16 protein-coding genes are annotated in these 13,744 nt (G+C 75.4%); 4 read left to right on the top strand and 12 right to left on the bottom strand.

All coding sequences use genetic code 11. The features are described 5' to 3' along the window. Positions 1-39 precede the first annotated feature (39 nt). The 4 genes from C892_RS0123235 to C892_RS31465 form a co-directional block, all read right to left on the bottom strand. Positions 40-444 carry a lasso peptide biosynthesis B2 protein gene (locus tag C892_RS0123235; protein ID WP_026124576.1) on the bottom strand — a complete coding sequence of 135 codons (405 nt, stop codon included), beginning with the start codon at positions 442-444 and terminating at the stop codon, positions 40-42. Next, positions 441-701, bottom strand: coding sequence for a lasso peptide biosynthesis PqqD family chaperone (locus C892_RS0123230; protein WP_017559150.1), 261 nt, complete (start codon positions 699-701; stop codon positions 441-443). The genes C892_RS0123235 and C892_RS0123230 overlap by 4 nt, the downstream gene beginning before the upstream one ends. Beyond that, positions 698-2,533 carry an asparagine synthase-related protein gene (locus C892_RS0123225; protein WP_017559149.1) on the bottom strand — a complete coding sequence of 612 codons (1,836 nt, stop codon included), beginning with the start codon at positions 2,531-2,533 and terminating at the stop codon, positions 698-700. Before C892_RS0123225 ends, C892_RS0123230 begins: the two co-directional genes overlap by 4 nt. A 72-nt stretch (positions 2,534-2,605) precedes the next feature. Continuing rightward, entirely contained in the window at positions 2,606-2,731 is a 126-nt protein-coding gene (locus C892_RS31465) for a lasso RiPP family leader peptide-containing protein (protein WP_017540907.1), read from the bottom strand. Between the two features lie 638 nt (positions 2,732-3,369). Here C892_RS31465 and C892_RS0123215 point away from each other — a divergent pair. Continuing rightward, positions 3,370-3,714 carry a hypothetical protein gene (locus C892_RS0123215; RefSeq protein WP_239647499.1) on the top strand — a complete coding sequence of 115 codons (345 nt, stop codon included), beginning with the start codon at positions 3,370-3,372 and terminating at the stop codon, positions 3,712-3,714. Here C892_RS0123215 and C892_RS0123210 read toward each other — a convergent pair. From C892_RS0123210 to C892_RS0123200, 3 genes are all read right to left on the bottom strand, one after another. Continuing rightward, positions 3,682-4,731, bottom strand: coding sequence for an alcohol dehydrogenase catalytic domain-containing protein (locus C892_RS0123210; RefSeq protein ID WP_017559147.1), 1,050 nt, complete (start codon positions 4,729-4,731; stop codon positions 3,682-3,684). The two genes, C892_RS0123215 and C892_RS0123210, sit on opposite strands and share 33 nt — an antisense overlap. Positions 4,732-4,822: 91 nt before the next feature. Beyond that, positions 4,823-5,908, bottom strand: coding sequence for an alkene reductase (locus tag C892_RS0123205; RefSeq protein ID WP_017559146.1), 1,086 nt, complete (start codon positions 5,906-5,908; stop codon positions 4,823-4,825). Between the two features lie 33 nt (positions 5,909-5,941). Continuing rightward, on the bottom strand, positions 5,942-6,418 hold the full coding sequence (locus C892_RS0123200) for a RidA family protein (RefSeq protein WP_239647498.1): 477 nt from the start codon (positions 6,416-6,418) through the stop codon (positions 5,942-5,944). 48 nt (positions 6,419-6,466) lie between these two features. Between C892_RS0123200 and C892_RS0123195 the strand changes: the two genes are divergently transcribed. Further along, positions 6,467-6,916 carry a MarR family winged helix-turn-helix transcriptional regulator gene (locus C892_RS0123195; protein WP_017559144.1) on the top strand — a complete coding sequence of 150 codons (450 nt, stop codon included), beginning with the start codon at positions 6,467-6,469 and terminating at the stop codon, positions 6,914-6,916. A 113-nt stretch (positions 6,917-7,029) separates the two neighbouring features. Here C892_RS0123195 and C892_RS0123190 read toward each other — a convergent pair whose 3' ends face one another. The 3 genes from C892_RS0123190 to C892_RS0123180 all read right to left on the bottom strand — a co-directional run bounded on the left by C892_RS0123190 (position 7,030) and on the right by C892_RS0123180 (position 10,761). Further along, a complete protein-coding gene (locus C892_RS0123190; RefSeq protein WP_017559143.1) occupies positions 7,030-8,664 on the bottom strand; it encodes an MFS transporter in 1,635 nt (544 codons plus the stop codon). A gap of 155 nt (positions 8,665-8,819) precedes the next feature. Next, entirely contained in the window at positions 8,820-9,761 is a 942-nt protein-coding gene (locus tag C892_RS0123185) for a class I SAM-dependent methyltransferase (protein WP_017559142.1), read from the bottom strand. Positions 9,762-9,810: 49 nt separating this feature from the next. Beyond that, complete coding sequence (locus C892_RS0123180) at positions 9,811-10,761, bottom strand: NAD(P)/FAD-dependent oxidoreductase (RefSeq protein WP_017559141.1); 951 nt, start codon at positions 10,759-10,761, stop codon at positions 9,811-9,813. 67 nt (positions 10,762-10,828) lie between these two features. Between C892_RS0123180 and C892_RS0123175 the strand changes: the two genes are divergently transcribed. Together C892_RS0123175 and C892_RS0123170 are read left to right on the top strand one after the other, a co-directional pair. Next, a complete protein-coding gene (locus tag C892_RS0123175) occupies positions 10,829-11,440 on the top strand; it encodes a helix-turn-helix domain-containing protein (protein WP_017540898.1) in 612 nt (203 codons plus the stop codon). Between the two features lie 112 nt (positions 11,441-11,552). After that, the gene (locus tag C892_RS0123170; RefSeq protein ID WP_017559140.1) at positions 11,553-12,074 is read left to right on the top strand and encodes a DUF7144 family membrane protein; all 522 of its coding nucleotides are present in this window, start codon (positions 11,553-11,555) and stop codon (positions 12,072-12,074) included. Positions 12,075-12,099: 25 nt separating this feature from the next. On the opposite strand, the gene C892_RS0123165 is transcribed toward C892_RS0123170, so the two are convergent. Together C892_RS0123165 and C892_RS0123160 are read right to left on the bottom strand one after the other, a co-directional pair. Further along, positions 12,100-12,486 carry a hypothetical protein gene (locus tag C892_RS0123165; RefSeq protein ID WP_017559139.1) on the bottom strand — a complete coding sequence of 129 codons (387 nt, stop codon included), beginning with the start codon at positions 12,484-12,486 and terminating at the stop codon, positions 12,100-12,102. A gap of 39 nt (positions 12,487-12,525) precedes the next feature. After that, positions 12,526-13,662, bottom strand: coding sequence for an FAD-dependent oxidoreductase (locus C892_RS0123160; protein ID WP_017559138.1), 1,137 nt, complete (start codon positions 13,660-13,662; stop codon positions 12,526-12,528). Between the last annotated feature and the right edge of the window lie 82 nt (positions 13,663-13,744).

Genomic DNA, 13,744 nt, shown 5'->3' with positions numbered 1-13,744 from the left:
CCGGCCCCGCGCCGGAGGGGCGCGCGCCCCGATCCCGCCTCAGACGCGCATCAGCGGCATGTAGTGGTCGGGCGGGGCGGGCTCGCCGACGGGGACCCCCTCGGCCTCGACCCAGGCGTGCGCGCCGAACGGATCGGTGCGCACCCCGGTGCACCACGTCGGCTGGGCACCGTGCAGCCGGCACAGCAGCACCGTGGCGAGCGACCGCGGAAGGCACCCCTCCCCGGCGCACACTGCGCTGACCGCCACCACCGTCTCCTGGGCCCGCCGGACCTCGGCGACGGTCGCGGGACGGGCGTGCCGCCGCAGCAGGGTCAGCAGGCGGCGGATGCGCCGGGGCGGCCTGCGCGCCAGCAGCAGCGCCGCCAGGACCGCCGCCCGCCCGGCCCACCGCCGGGCGAGCGGCGGCCGCCCCCGTTCGGGCATGGCCAGGGGGAGGCTCATGGCGCCACCAGCCCCGCGCCCTCGAGGGAGGCGATGAGCGCGTCCACGTCCGCGGCCGCGCGCTCGGGGGCGAGCGCGTACCGTTCGGCCAGGCGCCGGGCCGCCTCCCCGGGGGCGGCGCCGTCGAGGAGCATCCGGGTGATCTCGGCGCCGCTGCCGTTGAGGTGGTAGTAGCGGCCGCTGCGCTCGTCGAGCAGCACCATGCCGCCGTCCGCGGGCGCGGTCGCCACCTCGGGCCGCAGTTCCAGTGCACTCATGTGGCCTCTCCGATCCTCGTCTCGGGCCGCCGGGCGCCGGCCCGCGGCCGCCCGCTCTGGCGCAGCCAGTTCTCCACGCCGAGCGTGGCCTCGATGGCGGCGAGGCCGCCGGCGCCGGTGTGCGGGCCGGTCACGGCGGCGCGCAGGGAGTCCGCGTCCACCAGGCCGAGCCGCTCGAGGTGCATGCCCTCGGTCAGCGCCAGGAGCGCGGAGCGGTGGTGCTTCAGGCCGGTGAACGCCTCGCCGCTGAACTCGCCCTTGGTGCGCCGCGTCAGGAGTTCGTCGGGGAGCACGCCCCGCATCGCCTCGGCGAGCAGCGGTTTGTAGCGGTAGGGGTCGCACAGGCGCCTGCCGTCGACGCTCAGCACCGCGTTCACCACGGCGTCGTCCAGGTAAGGCGTGGCCAGTTCGACGCCCGCGTGCCGGTAGAGCTGGTCGACCACGCGCATCGCGCAACCGGAGGTCCGGACCGCCTGCAGTTTCGCGTGCTGCGCGCGCGGGCGGGCCGAAGGGGCGGCGTCCGCGGCGGCGCGCAGGAGCTCGGCGACGGCGCCGCGGGCGTCCGGGGTGGCCCAGGGCGGGAGCCTGGTCGGGGAGACCCAGTCGAAGTGGGGGGTCCTCTGCGTCACCGGGGGAGCGCCCAGGGCATTGGCGGCACGGCGCAGCGAACGCCCGTACCCGCGGCGATCCGCCAGAGCGCGCGCGGTGGCGGCCATCGGCCAGCGCGCCAGGGCCTTGTAGCCCCACGCCCTCTTCAGCGCGGTGAGCGGGGCCCGGGCGGCGAGCGCGTGCAGGAACAGGGCGTTCCCGGCGAAGAGTTCGTCGCCGCCCTGCCCGTTCATGTGCAGGCGGGCCCCGAGCGAGGCCAGGTCGCGTGCGGCGTGCAGGGTCCGTTCCCGGATCCTGATGCAGGGGAGGGGCTCGTCCAGGGACGGTGAAGGGGCGTCGACGCGCGCGAACCACAGGGGCAGCCCGTCGGCGGGGGCCACGCGGTGCACGGCGTCGGGGAGGAACGCGCGCGCCTTGGCGGCCCACACCGGGTCGTCGTTTCCGGGATCGGAGGTGTCCCACCGGTAGGTGACCAGGCGCTCGGCGTGCCGGGCGGAGAGCAGGGACAGGGTGGAGGAGTCCCAGCCGCCGGAGAGGTCGCATCCGACGGTGCCCGCAGCGCGCGTGCGGGCGCGCACGGCCTCCTCCAGGGCCTCGGCCACCGCGGGCACCCCCTCCTCGGGCGTGAGGACGGGGCGGGGCGCCCGCCACCAGCGGGACAGGCGCAGCGCGCCGTCGGGTTCGAGCACGGCCGCGTGGTCGGTGGGCACCGGGTCCACGCCTTTCAGCGGCGCCGCCTGCTCCAGGCCCTCGGCCGCCGGGGGGACGGCCAGGCGGAGCGCGAGGACGCCGGGGTCGACCGGCGCGCCGGGGGCGGCCAGGGCGTCGATCCGGTCGGCCAGCACGCGCACGCCGCGCACGTCGGCGTGGAACAGGCGGCGCACCCCGGAGGCCGCCCCGCGCGCCCACACCCGGCCGCCGACGGCGGCGACCAGGTGGAAGCAGCCGGTGAGCGCGCGGGTGCGCTCGCCGATCCGGTCGAGCCCGCCGGCCAGGGCGGTCTCGAGGACGGCCGACGTCGCGGTGGAGCGGCCGATCAGGGCGATGCGGGACGGGCCGGCCAGGACGAGCGCGGCCTCGCCGGGCCCCCAGGTGCCGACGATCCACGGGCGGCCGGAGGCGTGCGGGACCACGCGGTCGGCGGCGGTCGCCAGCAGCCGGGCCGCCGGTGCGGCGTCGTCGGTGTCGGGGAGGACGGCGAACCAGGTCGGCGGTGCGTGCACGCGTCTCCTCGTCAGTGGCGGTAGGGGCGGCGGCCCGGACCGGATCCGGGCCGCCGCCGGTCGGGCAGGGGGTCAGTAGAAGATGCCGAGGACGAATCCGTCGTAGATGGGGAGGGAGCCGCCGCCGAGCGTCACGTCCTTGAATTCGCCGAGGTGGGTGAGAACAGGGCGGATGTAGCGCGGGCGGGTGTCCTGCATCGGGATCTCCTTCGAATCGCAAGGGGGTGTCAAGAGAATCGCCTGAGGCGAGAGCCCATGGCGTCGTGCAAGCCGTCGCCGAGCGCCGGATACCTGGAGGTGCCGGGTTCGGTGGTGACCGGGACGGCGTGGTCCTTCGTCCGTCCTTTCCTGTCGGCCCTTTCCTGTCATCGGGGGCGGACCGCCCCCTGAGGGCTTGGAGGGGGTCCGCGGCTGCACTCATCCCCGCGCGCCGATGGCGACGAAACGCATGATCAGCCCCGATTTCCAGAACGGATCCGTGGTGGAGGCCGTGGGCGGCGCAAGCGATTCAGCCACCCTTTCGTGGATTCGTTCCAGCCGAATCCGAGGGGAATGTCGGTGTATAGGGAGCCGAAACGGGCTGAGGTCGCTCGGGTGTCCTGGAAACGTTCGCGATGTGCGCGCGAAAGGTGATTGGACCGATAAGCGGCGCCGGGGGTGCGGAGTGTCGCGGCGTGGCGCTCTGAGGCATTCGCCGGTGTGCAGGGGGCGCCCTGGAGAACGGCGGTGCCGTCGCGGTGAAAGGGTCTACCTTCGGTCCGGTATTTCGCCGCGAGGCGGCCCGGAACCCGGGGCGGGGAGGGGTTTCCCGTAGAACCGCCGGGGTGGCGGGGTCCATGTCCGCTCAGCGCGCGCCCATCATCGACCAGCCCCCGCTCCTCTTCGCCAAGGGGTGCGCCCGGCTTCCGGACCTGCGCCGGAGGGCGACCGGTCCGCCGGTGGGCGACGACGTGTTCATCCCCCAGGGAGGCGGCGATGTCGCCCTGGACCACCGGTGCCCGGGGGAGGACGTGGTCCTCTCAATCCTGACCGAGCTCTCCACACGGTTGGCGGCACTGGACTGCACAGGGCCGGAACAGGACCGGACCATCCCCGTGGGGCGCATTCCCACGCGGCCCCGGGACGGTTCGGTCATCGAGTGCGCCGGTTCAGGCGGCCGGAGGCGCCACCAGGACCCGTAGGTGCTCCCCGGCGTGCATGAGCCCGAAGGCCTCGTCCAGGTCCTTGCCCGGCGGCGGCAGCGGGACCGGAGGGGACACCAGCGCCTCCAGGTCGAGGAACTGGCCGGGGCCCAGCAGCCAGTCCACGCCCCGCAGGAAGTCCGCGGCCGCGTAGCCGTGCACCCCGGCCACCGTCAGGTGCCGGGCCGCCAGGTCCGCCGGGTCGAGGCGCACCTCGGCCGTGCCCGGGCCGACCGCGCTCGCCGCCACCACGCGGCCCCCGGCCTCCGCCGCGCCGAGCGCGGCCGCGAAGGCCTCGGGGCTCCCCGACGCCTCCACCACCAGGGGGAAGGCCAGCCCGTCCGGGACGTCGGTCCGCGCCCCCAGCCGCCGCACCGCGGCGCTCCGCCGCGGCGCCGGGTCGTGCACGTAGACCGTGCGCCCTTCCGAGCGCAGCATCGCCGCGCAGTAGGCGCCGACCGCCCCGGCGCCCAGCACCAGCGCGGGGTCGCCGGGCTCGGCGGCGCCGCCGGCGGAGAGCACGGCGGCAGCGGTGGCCGCCGCGCACCCCGCCGAGACCACGTGCGCATCGCCCGCCCAGCCCGGCACCCGCAGCACCGGCACGCCCGGCAGCAGCCGCACCCCGTCGGCGAGCGTCCCGGTGGCGTGCGGGGCCCGGTCGGCGCCCTCGTGCCCGTAGGTGAGCACCGAGCGGCACGCCGCCTCCAGCCCGCGCGTGCACCGGTCGCACGTGCCGCAGGCGCCGAACCGCGCGAACACCACCCGGTCGCCGGGGCGCAGCGGGGTGCCCCGCAGGTCGCGGGTCCCCGGGTCGGCGGCGGCGACGGTGCCCGCGCCCTCGTGCCCGAGCACCGTGCGCTCGGGCGCCGGGCGCCTCCCGAGCACGGTGTGCAGGTCCGAGCCGCACACCGCGGCGGCGTCGATGTGCACGTCGATCTCGCCGGGCGCGCGCTCCGGAAGGAGCAGTTCCTCGACCCGCACGGCCCCGCGGTCCAAGACCGCGGCCGACACCCGCATGTTCCCTCCCCGGTGGCCTCTCCGGGGCGATCCTGCACCGCGCGTCCGAACGTCCGCCGCCGATCGGGTGGACGCGCGGTGAACCGGCGTCCTACGCCCGTGGGTAGTCGATGTACCCCTCGGCCCCGCCGCCGTAGACCAGGTCCCACTTCGGCTCGGCCAGGGGTGCTCCGGAGGCGAACCGCTCAGGGAGGTCGGGGTTGGCGATGAACAGCCGCCCGAAGGAGAACAGGTCCGCCGTCCCCGACTCCAGTAGCGGTTCCGCCTGGTCGCGCCGGGTGGGGGCGCTCCCGTTGTAGTTGGCGACCAGCGTGCCCGACCACCGGGGGCGCAGGTCGGCCAGGGCGGGGTAGGAGCCGCGCTCGATCACGTGGAGGTAGGCGAGGCCCATCGGGTCCAGCGCTTCGAGGAGCGAACGGTAGGTGGCCGCGGGGTCCTCCTCCGTGATCTCGTTCTCCGGGTTGCCGGGGGAGATGCGCAGCCCGACCCGCTCGGCCCCGACCTCCCGGGCGACCGCCCCGACGACCTCGCGGGCGAAGCGCGTCCGGCCCGCGACCGAGCCCCCGTAGCGGTCGTCGCGCCGGTTGGTGTTCTCGGCCAGGAACTGCTGGATCAGGTAGCCGTTGGCGCCGTGGACCTCGACGCCGTCGAATCCGGCGTCGACGGCGTTGCGCGCGGCGGCCGCGAAGCGCGCGACCGCCTCCTCGGCCTCGCCGGTCGTCATCGCCCTGGGCGTCACGTGGGTCAGGTGCCCTTGGGACGTGAAGATGTCCCCGCCCGTGATCCGCACGGCGGAGGGGGCGAGCGGCGTCCGGGAGCCTCCGAGGGTGACCGGGTGCGTCATCCGGCCCACATGCCAGAGCTGGGCGAAGATGCGGCCCCCGGCGGCATGGACGGCGGAGGTGACGCCGCGCCAGGCGGCGGTCTGCTCCTCGGTCGCGATGCCGGGGACGCCCGGGCCGCCCTTGGCGGCCGCGTCCACCCAGAGGCCTTCGCTGACGATGAGGCCCGCGTCCGCCCGCTGGGCGTAGTAGGCGGCGGTGAGCGCGTCGGGCGTGCCGGTGCGGTCGTCGGTCCGCCCACGGGTCATCGGTGCCATGGCGATTCTGTTGGGCAGGCGGAGCGCCCCCTTCTCATAGGGGCGGAGCAGCGGGCTCGTGGTGGTGAGGGCGGACATCGGCGGGGTTCCTTTCCGGTGGGCGGGGCCGGGTCAGCGGTCGAGCGCGGTGGCCTCGACCTCGATCAGCCAGTCGGGCTGAGCGAGCGAGGAGACCTCCAGCAGGGTGTCGGCGGGGTAGGGCTCGGACAGGAACTCCCCGCGGAGGCGGATCACGTCGTCCAGGTGCGCCCGCATGTCGCGGACGAAGATGCCGACCTTGACCAGGTCGCCCGGGTCGGCGCCTGCGGCGGCCAGGACGCGGCGGAGGTTGGCGAAGGCCTGGCGGCCCTGTTCCAGGAAGCCGCCGGGCACGGTGCGGCCCTGTTCGTCGATCCCGGCCTGGCCGGAGACGTGGACGAACCCTCCGGCGCGCACCGCCTGGGAGATGCGGTAGGGGGCGTACCAGTCGGGGTCGGTGCTCACTTTGCGGATCCCGTGGACGGCGGTGCCGGCGGGTGCGCCGGTGGTCGTGTCGGCGGGCATCGGGGCCTCCTGGTGAATATGCATGTACATGAATTGCTTGTACATGCATAAGTTGGCACTGCATGTACTCTGGTGTCAAGCAAGGAGGGGCCGATGGACGCCGTACTGATGTGGGACCAGGTCGTCGCACTCAGCGGAAGGGTCGAGCACGAGCTGGCGCGCGCGCTGCAGCGCAGGCACGGGATCGGGCTGTCGGAGTTCCGTGCGCTCTGCAAACTCGCCTCGGCCGACGACGGGGAGCTGCGCATGCAGGAGCTCGCCGAACGCATCGGCCTGAACCAGAGCTCGATCAGCCGTCTCGTCGGGCGCATGGAGTCCGCCGGGCTGACCCGCCGGGACATGTGCGACGGGGACCGCAGGGGCGTCTACTCCGTCATCACCGACGAGGGGCGTGCCCGCCACGCGGAGGCCGCTCCGACCTATGACGAGGCCCTGCGCCAGGCCCTGGACCGTGCGGTGGGCGACCCCGGCGTCGGCGAGCTGGCGGCGCTGCTCACCGGTGGAGCGCGCGCGGGGGCGCCCGCGCAGGGCGCCCCAGCCTGACCGTCCGGGGTGGCCCGTCAGTCCTCCAGGAACTCGACCTTCGACGAGTCCAGGTGGTACCGGGCGGAACCGGACACCGCCGCCGGGCACTGCCACCGGACGGCCCGCGCCGCTCACCCCCCGGCGCCTCCGCCGACCGCGGCCGCCTCCTTTCCGGCTCCGTCCTCGCCGGAGCCCTCTCCCGAGACGGCCTCCTCGCCGGAGCCGTCGTCGGAACCGTCGTCGAGCAGGACGTGCCGGAGCTTCCAGGCGACCAGGAGGGCGGTCGCCGCCATGACCACCGCACCGAAGCCGTATCCGGCCTGCAGGCTCGTGGTGAACGCGGCCTGGGAGGCCTCCAGCAGCGCGCGGCCGGTCCCTCCGCCCAGCTCCCCGGCGGCGGTGACGGCGCCGCCGATGCTCTCCCCGGCCGAGTCGAGGGTGTCCTCCGGAACGCCCTCGGGGGTCGAGGCCTCCAGCGAGCGGCGGTAGACGACCGCGGAGATCGTGCCCAGGACCGCCAGGCTCATCGCCTGGCCGAAGCCCCCGGCGACGTCCCCCACGGCCGCCGCGGACCCCGCCTGCCGGGGCGGGGCGGTGCCCACCGCCAGGTTGGTCGAGAGCGGGAAGAGCGGGCCCAGGGCCAGGGCGATCAGCGTGACCAGGCCGACCAGCACCGGCGCGCCGGCCTGTCCGGCGAGCAGCGCGATGCCGCCCGCGCCGGCCGCGGCCACCGCCAGTCCCCCCGCCATCACGAAGGCGGGGCGCACCCACCGGATCAGGACCGGCGCCGCCAGGCCGCCGGCGATCGAGGCGGCGGCGGGCGCGATCATCAGCAGCCCCGCCCGCCCGGGCGGGAGCCCCAGGACCGCCTGCAGGTGCTGGGTGAAGAGCATGTCGGAGCCGCCGTAGGCCATCAGCATCAGCAGCATCGCGCCCATCGACACCGAGAAGGCCGGGAAGGTGAACAGCCGCAGGTCCACCAGCGGGTCCGCGACGCGCAGTTGGCGGCGGACGAACACCGCGCCCAGCGCGACGCCCGCGGCCACCGGCGCCGCGTAGGGCCACACCGCCCCGCCCGAGCCGGTGGCCTGCGCGTCGGCGATCTCCTGCAGGCCGAAGATCACGGCGACGATGGCGCCCATGGACAGCAGGGCGCTCACCATGTCCACGCGCCCGGCCGCCTCCCCGCGCAGGGCCGGCAGCAGCGGGGCGCTCGACAGCAGGACCACGGCGGCGGGGACGTTGGCCAGGAAGACCGCGCCCCACCAGAAGTGCTCCAGCACGGCGCCGGCCAGCGGCGGCCCGATCGCCATCCCGGCCGAGAAGGCGCTCATGATCACCGCGATCGCCACCGAGAACCGGCGCGGGTCGGGGAACATCGCGCGCAGCATCGCGATGACGGCGGGCATGAAGGTCGCGGCGGCCATGCCCAGGACCGCGCGCAGGGCGATCAGCGCCTCGGGGCCGGGCGCGTACGCCGCGGCCAGCGAGGCCAGTCCGTAGACCGCGACCCCGGCGAGCAGCAGGCGGCGGGCGCCGGCCCGGGAGACCAGCCTCCCCATGGTCAGCGCCAGGCCGACGGCCAGGAAGTCCCCCACGTGCAGGATCCAGAGCATCTGCGTGCTGCCGGGCGCCAGGTCGGCGGCGATCCGCGGGAGCGCCATGAACAGGACGGTCATGTCGGTGGCCGCCATCAGCAGCGGGAGCGTCAGCACGGCCAGGCCGAGCCAGGCGCGCCACCCCGGGCGGCGGGAGTCGGGCGTCATCGCGGATCCTCTCGACGGTCGGCGTCGCGGTCCCGCCGCGGGGTTCCGGGGCGGTCCTGCCGATCGTAGAAGTTCAAGCTAACTTGAACTCAAGAGAGGGGGCGGGTGGATCGTGCGGCCCTGCGGTCCCCCGCCCCTCCGCGGCCCCCGAGCGGCTACCCGGCGTACGCGCGTGCGGTGTGGACCGTGGTGGCCGACAGCAGGAACGCGTCCGGCCGCCAACGGATCCCCTCCTCAGAGGCGTCGTCGAGCAGGACGTCCAGGGCCGCGGTGTCGTCGGCGTCCAGCACGTCCCCGGCCTGGTCGCGCACCCGGGCGAACTGGTCGCGGATGTAGCCGCGCTCGACCGGGCCGAGCGGCGCCGGCAGGTCGAGGAGGAACGTACGCGACCCCGACGGCACGAGGCCCGCGCGCGCGAGCATCGCGGGCCAGTCCTCCACGGTCCGCACCGAGCCGGGGAGCCCTTCGCGCATCCGGCCGAAGGACTCCTCCAGCGCGGCGTCGAGCCGCGCCTGCAGCCCCGGGCGGCCGATGCCGATGTCGCGGGGCAGGAAGCGCTCCGGCAGGCCCCGCTCGGCCACCGCCAGCACGCCGCCGGGCGCCAGGTGCGCGGCGAGCGTGTCCAGCGCCTGCTGCTGGTCGCCGAAGTGGTGGACCGCGTTGCTGCTCCAGATCAGGTCGGCGGTGCCCAGCTTGCCGAAGTCGTCGGGCAGGTCCACCGCCAGAGTGGACAGGCGGTGCTCCAGGCCCAGGCGCGCCGCGCGCGCGTCCGCCCGCTCCAGGAGCCCGGAGGCCTGGTCCGCGGCGACGACCTCGGCGCGGGGGAAGCGCTCGGCGAACAGGGAGGCGACGACCCCCGGGCCGCTTCCGACGTCGACGATGCGCGCCGACGGCGCGGAGGCCCGGTCCTCGCCCAGGACCGAGTGGAGCCAGTCGACCGCCTGCCCGTAGAGCGGGGTGCGCAGTTCGGCCTCGCTCTCCAGGCGGTCCGCCATGGCCTCCCAGAAGGCGGGGTCGGTGTGCTCGGGATGCCCGTGCCCGTGCCCGTGTCCGTGCCCGTGGCCATTGCCGTGTCCGTGTTCGTGCGTGTCCTGCATGGTGGCTCCCTCGAATCCTTCGGTTTCCGGTCCTGCGGAGTCCGGCCGGTCAGCGGTCGCGGTGCGCGGCGACGGCCTGGTCGATCTCCGCGTTGATCAGGTCGTGGTCGATGGCGAAGGCGGCGCGGCTGCCCATGGACGCGGCGACGATCACCTGTGCCATCGGGTCGGCGACGACGCCCGCCGCCCAGACGCCGGGGACGCTCGTCCGGCCCATGGGGTCGGTCGCGGCGCTTCCGTCCTCATCGCGCGCGCATCCCAGGTCGTCCAGCAGCGTCCCAGAGGGGACCATCGTCGGCGGGGCGAACACGGCGGTGCGCGGAACGGCGGTTCCGTCGTCCAGCTCCACCTCTTGGAGCTCGCCGTCGGCGGCCTTGAGCCCGCGGATCCTGCCCTCGACGAGGCGGACCCCGCGCGCCTCCAGGCGGAGGCGGTCGTCGGCGCCGAGCTCCCGCCCGTGCGTGAAGTAGACGAGGTCGGAGGACCACTTCTTCAGCATGAGCGCCTGCATCGTGGCGTGCGGCCCCGTGCCGAGCACGCCGATCGGCCGGTCGCGCACCTCATAGCCGTGGCAGTAGGGGCAGTGCAGCACGTACCGGCCCCAGCCCTCGCGGAGCCCGGGCAGCTCCGGAAGCTCGTCCCGGAGTCCGGTGGCGATGACGAGGCGCCGTGCCTCCACGGCGCCGCCGCCGGCGAGGAGCACCCGGAATCCGTCCCCCGCGCGCTCGGCCCGCACGGCGCGCGCATCGATGACCTCGGCGCCGTACCCCTCGGCCTCCTTACGGCCGATCGCCAGGAACTCCTGGGGTGGAATCCCCTCCCGCCCCAGGTAGTTGTGCATGTGCGCGGCCGGGGCGTTGCGCGGCTCGCCCGCGTCGACCACCGCCACCGAGCGCAGCGCCCGCGCCAGGACCAGCGCCGCGCTGAGCCCCGCCGCGCCGCCGCCGACGACGGCGGCGTCCTTGATCTCGGTCATCGTGACCACCTCCGCGGACAGCATGCGCCGGAGGAAATGAAAACGGCAATCATTGTTGCTGTTTCCGGGACGGGGTGCTGCAATGGCGGGTATGGGCGGTGATGAGCGGGCACGCGACGACGCGGCACTGAACGAGGCGCTCGACGAGGTCGGCCCGAGGCTGAAGCGGCTGCGCACCGGGCGCGGCGTGACGCTGGCGGAGCTGGCCGCGGCGACCGGCATCTCCAAGAGCACCCTCTCGCGCCTGGAGTCGGGGCAGCGCAGGCCCAGCCTGGAGCTGCTGCTGCCGATCTCCCAGGCGCACCAGGTGCCGCTGGACGAGCTGGTGGGGGCGCCGGAGGTGGGCGACCCCCGGATCCGGATGAAGCCGGTGCAGCGGTACGGCGCGACCGTGGTGCCGCTGACCCGCCAGCCCGGCTCCATCCAGGCGTACAAGATGATCATCCCCGCAGACCGGGACACCCCCGACCCGCAGACCCACGAGGGCTACGAGTGGTTCTACGTCATGGCGGGCCGGCTGCGCCTGGTCCTGGCCGACCACGACCTGGTGCTGGGCCCGGGCGAGGCCGCGGAGTTCGACACGCGCCTGCCGCACTGGTTCGGCACCACGGGCGAGGGGCCGGTGGAGATCCTCAGCCTGTTCGGGCGCCAGGGGGAGCGCATGCATGTGCGCGCCCGGCCCACGAAGCGCGGGGATGGCTGAGAATTTGCCCGCAGGTGGCGGACCGGGCGTGGAACGGCGCGCCGCCGTTCGTGCACGGTGGCCTGAGGGGGCCGGCGGTACGGGGCCGCGGCCCCGGAACGGGGGGAAGCGCATGAGCCGGAAGCGCACGGACGGCTGGCGCGTCTTCGCCGCGTCGATGCTGGTCTTCGGCGGGGCGATCAATTTCGTGCAGGGGATGGTGGCGTCCTTCGCCTCGGACTTCTACCGCGTGGAGCAGGGCGGGACCCTGCTGTTCGACTACGCCGTGTGGGGCCTGGTGCTGGCGGTGTGGGGCGCGGTGCTCATGGCGGCCGGGGCCGCCGCGCTGAGCGGCCGGATGTGGGCGCGGGCCGTCGGCGTCCTGGCCGCCGGCCTGAACGCGGTCGCCCAGCTCGCCTTCGTCGAGCCCTACCCGGTCTGGGCGGTGCTGGTGATCGCCGTGGACGTGCTGGTCGTCTACGGCCTCACCGCGGCCTGGACGCCCGCCGGGCCACCGGTGCCGGAGGTGGACACGGAGCGGGACGCCTACCGGGCCGGACGCTCCGACGCCGACGAGGCACCCGTCCCGGGCGACGAGACGCGGGAGCCGAGGCGTCCGCTGCACCACGGCGGACACGAGCAGTCCCTGAGCTGAGCGGTGCTGAACCGCCGCGCCGGGCTCAGGGGTCGGGTGTGAACGCGATCAGCCCGAGCAGCGTGCCCGCGGGCACGGCGGCCAGGGCGGCCCAGGGCACCCACGGCCGCCGCCGGGCCAGCACCCAGGCGGCGACGGTGGCGGCCGCCACGGCCACGGCCGTCGCCGCGAGCGCGTAGGAGGGGACCATGCTGTGGTCGCCCTGCTCCCGGGCCTGCTCGCACTGGGCGCGGCCCATATCGGTCAAGGCCAGGAAGCACTCGGGCGGTTCGCTGACGAGGAGCGCGGTGAAGAGCGTCCAGAGGACGCCCACGCCCGCCAGCAGGGTCGTGGCGATGAGCGCGGCGGTTCCCGGCCCGGAGAGGCCGGGCGCGCGCGCCGCGGCGCTCGGCGGGGGATCGGTGGGGGCCATGGAGGCAGCGTAGCCGCGGCGCCCGGAGCGCGCCCGGGGTCACCCCCGCGGGGCGTCCAGTGCAAAGGAGGGGTCGCCGGGATCCCCGCCTTCGGCGAGGTCGGCCGTCAGCTCGCCGATGAGCGGTGCGTACTTCGCCCCGTGGCCGGAGCAGGGGGAGCAGACGACGACCGGCCCCGACCGGTCGAGGACGAACTCCTCGTCCGGGGTCGCCGTGTACAGGCACGTGGCCTCGTTGAACGGTTCAGGAGCCAGACCGGGAAGCCACTCGCGCACGTAGGCGGTGACGCGCTCGCGCGCGCGGGGATCGACCACCCCGCTCCGGTTGTCCGGAGTGACGGGAGGGCCGAGGGGGTCGAGGAACTCCGCGATCTTGCGGCCGTCGCCGGGGCCGCCGTCGCGTCCGCCCGAGAGGCTGTAGGTCAGCGGGTCGCGGTGGTGGATGATCGTCGGGGCGTCGCCCGCCAGCGCGCGGCGGGGGAAGTGGAAGACCTGCTGCTGCGTCACGGTCAACCGGGGGAGCGGTACGACCGGATCCGGCCCCTCCAAGAGGTCGGACGCCCAGGCCCCCGCCGCCACGACGACCCGGTCGGCGCGCACCGTGCCCGCGCTCGTGGTGAGGACGGCGTGGTCTCCTCGCAGGGAGATCCCCAGGACGGCCGTGCGGGGGTGGAAGGCGCATCCGTCGCGCCGGGCGAGCTCGATGAACGCCCAGACCGCGCCTTCGGGGTCGACGGTCCCGGCCTCAGGGTGGAAGAGCACCCTGCCCTCGAAGCGCGCGCCCGGCCAGCGCCGCTCGGCCTCCGCGGGGGTGAGGGCCTCGTAGGGGACCCCTTCGCCGTCCAGGGCGGAAGCGATCGCGCCGACGTCGGCGCCCCCGTGGTCGACCCCGCCCGTCATCCTGAGCAGCGCCCGGCCGGACTCCTCCTCGGTCGCACGCCAGAGCTCCATGGCCCGGCCGGTGAGGCGGACGTGCCGCGCGTCGGCATAGGCGCGACGCACGATGCGGGCGCTGCCGTGCGAGCTGCCGAGGCCGTGCCCGGGGCCGTGGCGCTCGAAGAGGGCGACCCCGTGCCCGCGCCGGGCCAGGGCGCGGGCCGTGGCGGCACCCATCAGCCCGGCGCCGACGACGGCGATCCCGACGGCCTCCTCGACCTGTGCGGCGGTCTCCTCCATGGCGGCTCCTGACCGGCGGCGACGGCTCCCCCGGAGATCCTAGGACGGCCCCCGGCGGGCGGGACAGGCCATCAGGGCGAGC

This window comes from Nocardiopsis baichengensis YIM 90130 (genome assembly GCF_000341205.1).
Taxonomy (GTDB): domain Bacteria; phylum Actinomycetota; class Actinomycetes; order Streptosporangiales; family Streptosporangiaceae; genus Nocardiopsis_A; species Nocardiopsis_A halophila.
Note: the sequence above shows the minus strand (reverse complement) of the source record. Positions and strands in the feature narration are given on the sequence as shown.

What these genes read in the sequence shown, in the direction of transcription:
- C892_RS0123175 (WP_017540898.1), top strand. Translation starts at nt 10,829, where the DNA reads ATGGGCGGTGATGAGCGGGCACGCGACGACGCGGCACTGAACGAGGCG.
- C892_RS0123180 (WP_017559141.1), bottom strand. Translation starts at nt 10,761, where the DNA reads ATGCTGTCCGCGGAGGTGGTCACGATGACCGAGATCAAGGACGCCGCC.
- C892_RS0123190 (WP_017559143.1), bottom strand. Translation starts at nt 8,664, where the DNA reads ATGACGCCCGACTCCCGCCGCCCGGGGTGGCGCGCCTGGCTCGGCCTG.
- C892_RS31465 (WP_017540907.1), bottom strand. Translation starts at nt 2,731, where the DNA reads ATGCAGGACACCCGCCCGCGCTACATCCGCCCTGTTCTCACCCACCTC.
- C892_RS0123215 (WP_239647499.1), top strand. Translation starts at nt 3,370, where the DNA reads ATGTCCGCTCAGCGCGCGCCCATCATCGACCAGCCCCCGCTCCTCTTC.
- C892_RS0123210 (WP_017559147.1), bottom strand. Translation starts at nt 4,731, where the DNA reads ATGCGGGTGTCGGCCGCGGTCTTGGACCGCGGGGCCGTGCGGGTCGAG.
- C892_RS0123185 (WP_017559142.1), bottom strand. Translation starts at nt 9,761, where the DNA reads ATGCAGGACACGCACGAACACGGACACGGCAATGGCCACGGGCACGGA.
- C892_RS0123160 (WP_017559138.1), bottom strand. Translation starts at nt 13,662, where the DNA reads ATGGAGGAGACCGCCGCACAGGTCGAGGAGGCCGTCGGGATCGCCGTC.
- C892_RS0123235 (WP_026124576.1), bottom strand. Translation starts at nt 444, where the DNA reads ATGAGCCTCCCCCTGGCCATGCCCGAACGGGGGCGGCCGCCGCTCGCC.
- C892_RS0123205 (WP_017559146.1), bottom strand. Translation starts at nt 5,908, where the DNA reads ATGTCCGCCCTCACCACCACGAGCCCGCTGCTCCGCCCCTATGAGAAG.
- C892_RS0123195 (WP_017559144.1), top strand. Translation starts at nt 6,467, where the DNA reads ATGGACGCCGTACTGATGTGGGACCAGGTCGTCGCACTCAGCGGAAGG.
- C892_RS0123165 (WP_017559139.1), bottom strand. Translation starts at nt 12,486, where the DNA reads ATGGCCCCCACCGATCCCCCGCCGAGCGCCGCGGCGCGCGCGCCCGGC.
- C892_RS0123200 (WP_239647498.1), bottom strand. Translation starts at nt 6,418, where the DNA reads ATGTACAAGCAATTCATGTACATGCATATTCACCAGGAGGCCCCGATG.
- C892_RS0123230 (WP_017559150.1), bottom strand. Translation starts at nt 701, where the DNA reads ATGAGTGCACTGGAACTGCGGCCCGAGGTGGCGACCGCGCCCGCGGAC.
- C892_RS0123170 (WP_017559140.1), top strand. Translation starts at nt 11,553, where the DNA reads ATGAGCCGGAAGCGCACGGACGGCTGGCGCGTCTTCGCCGCGTCGATG.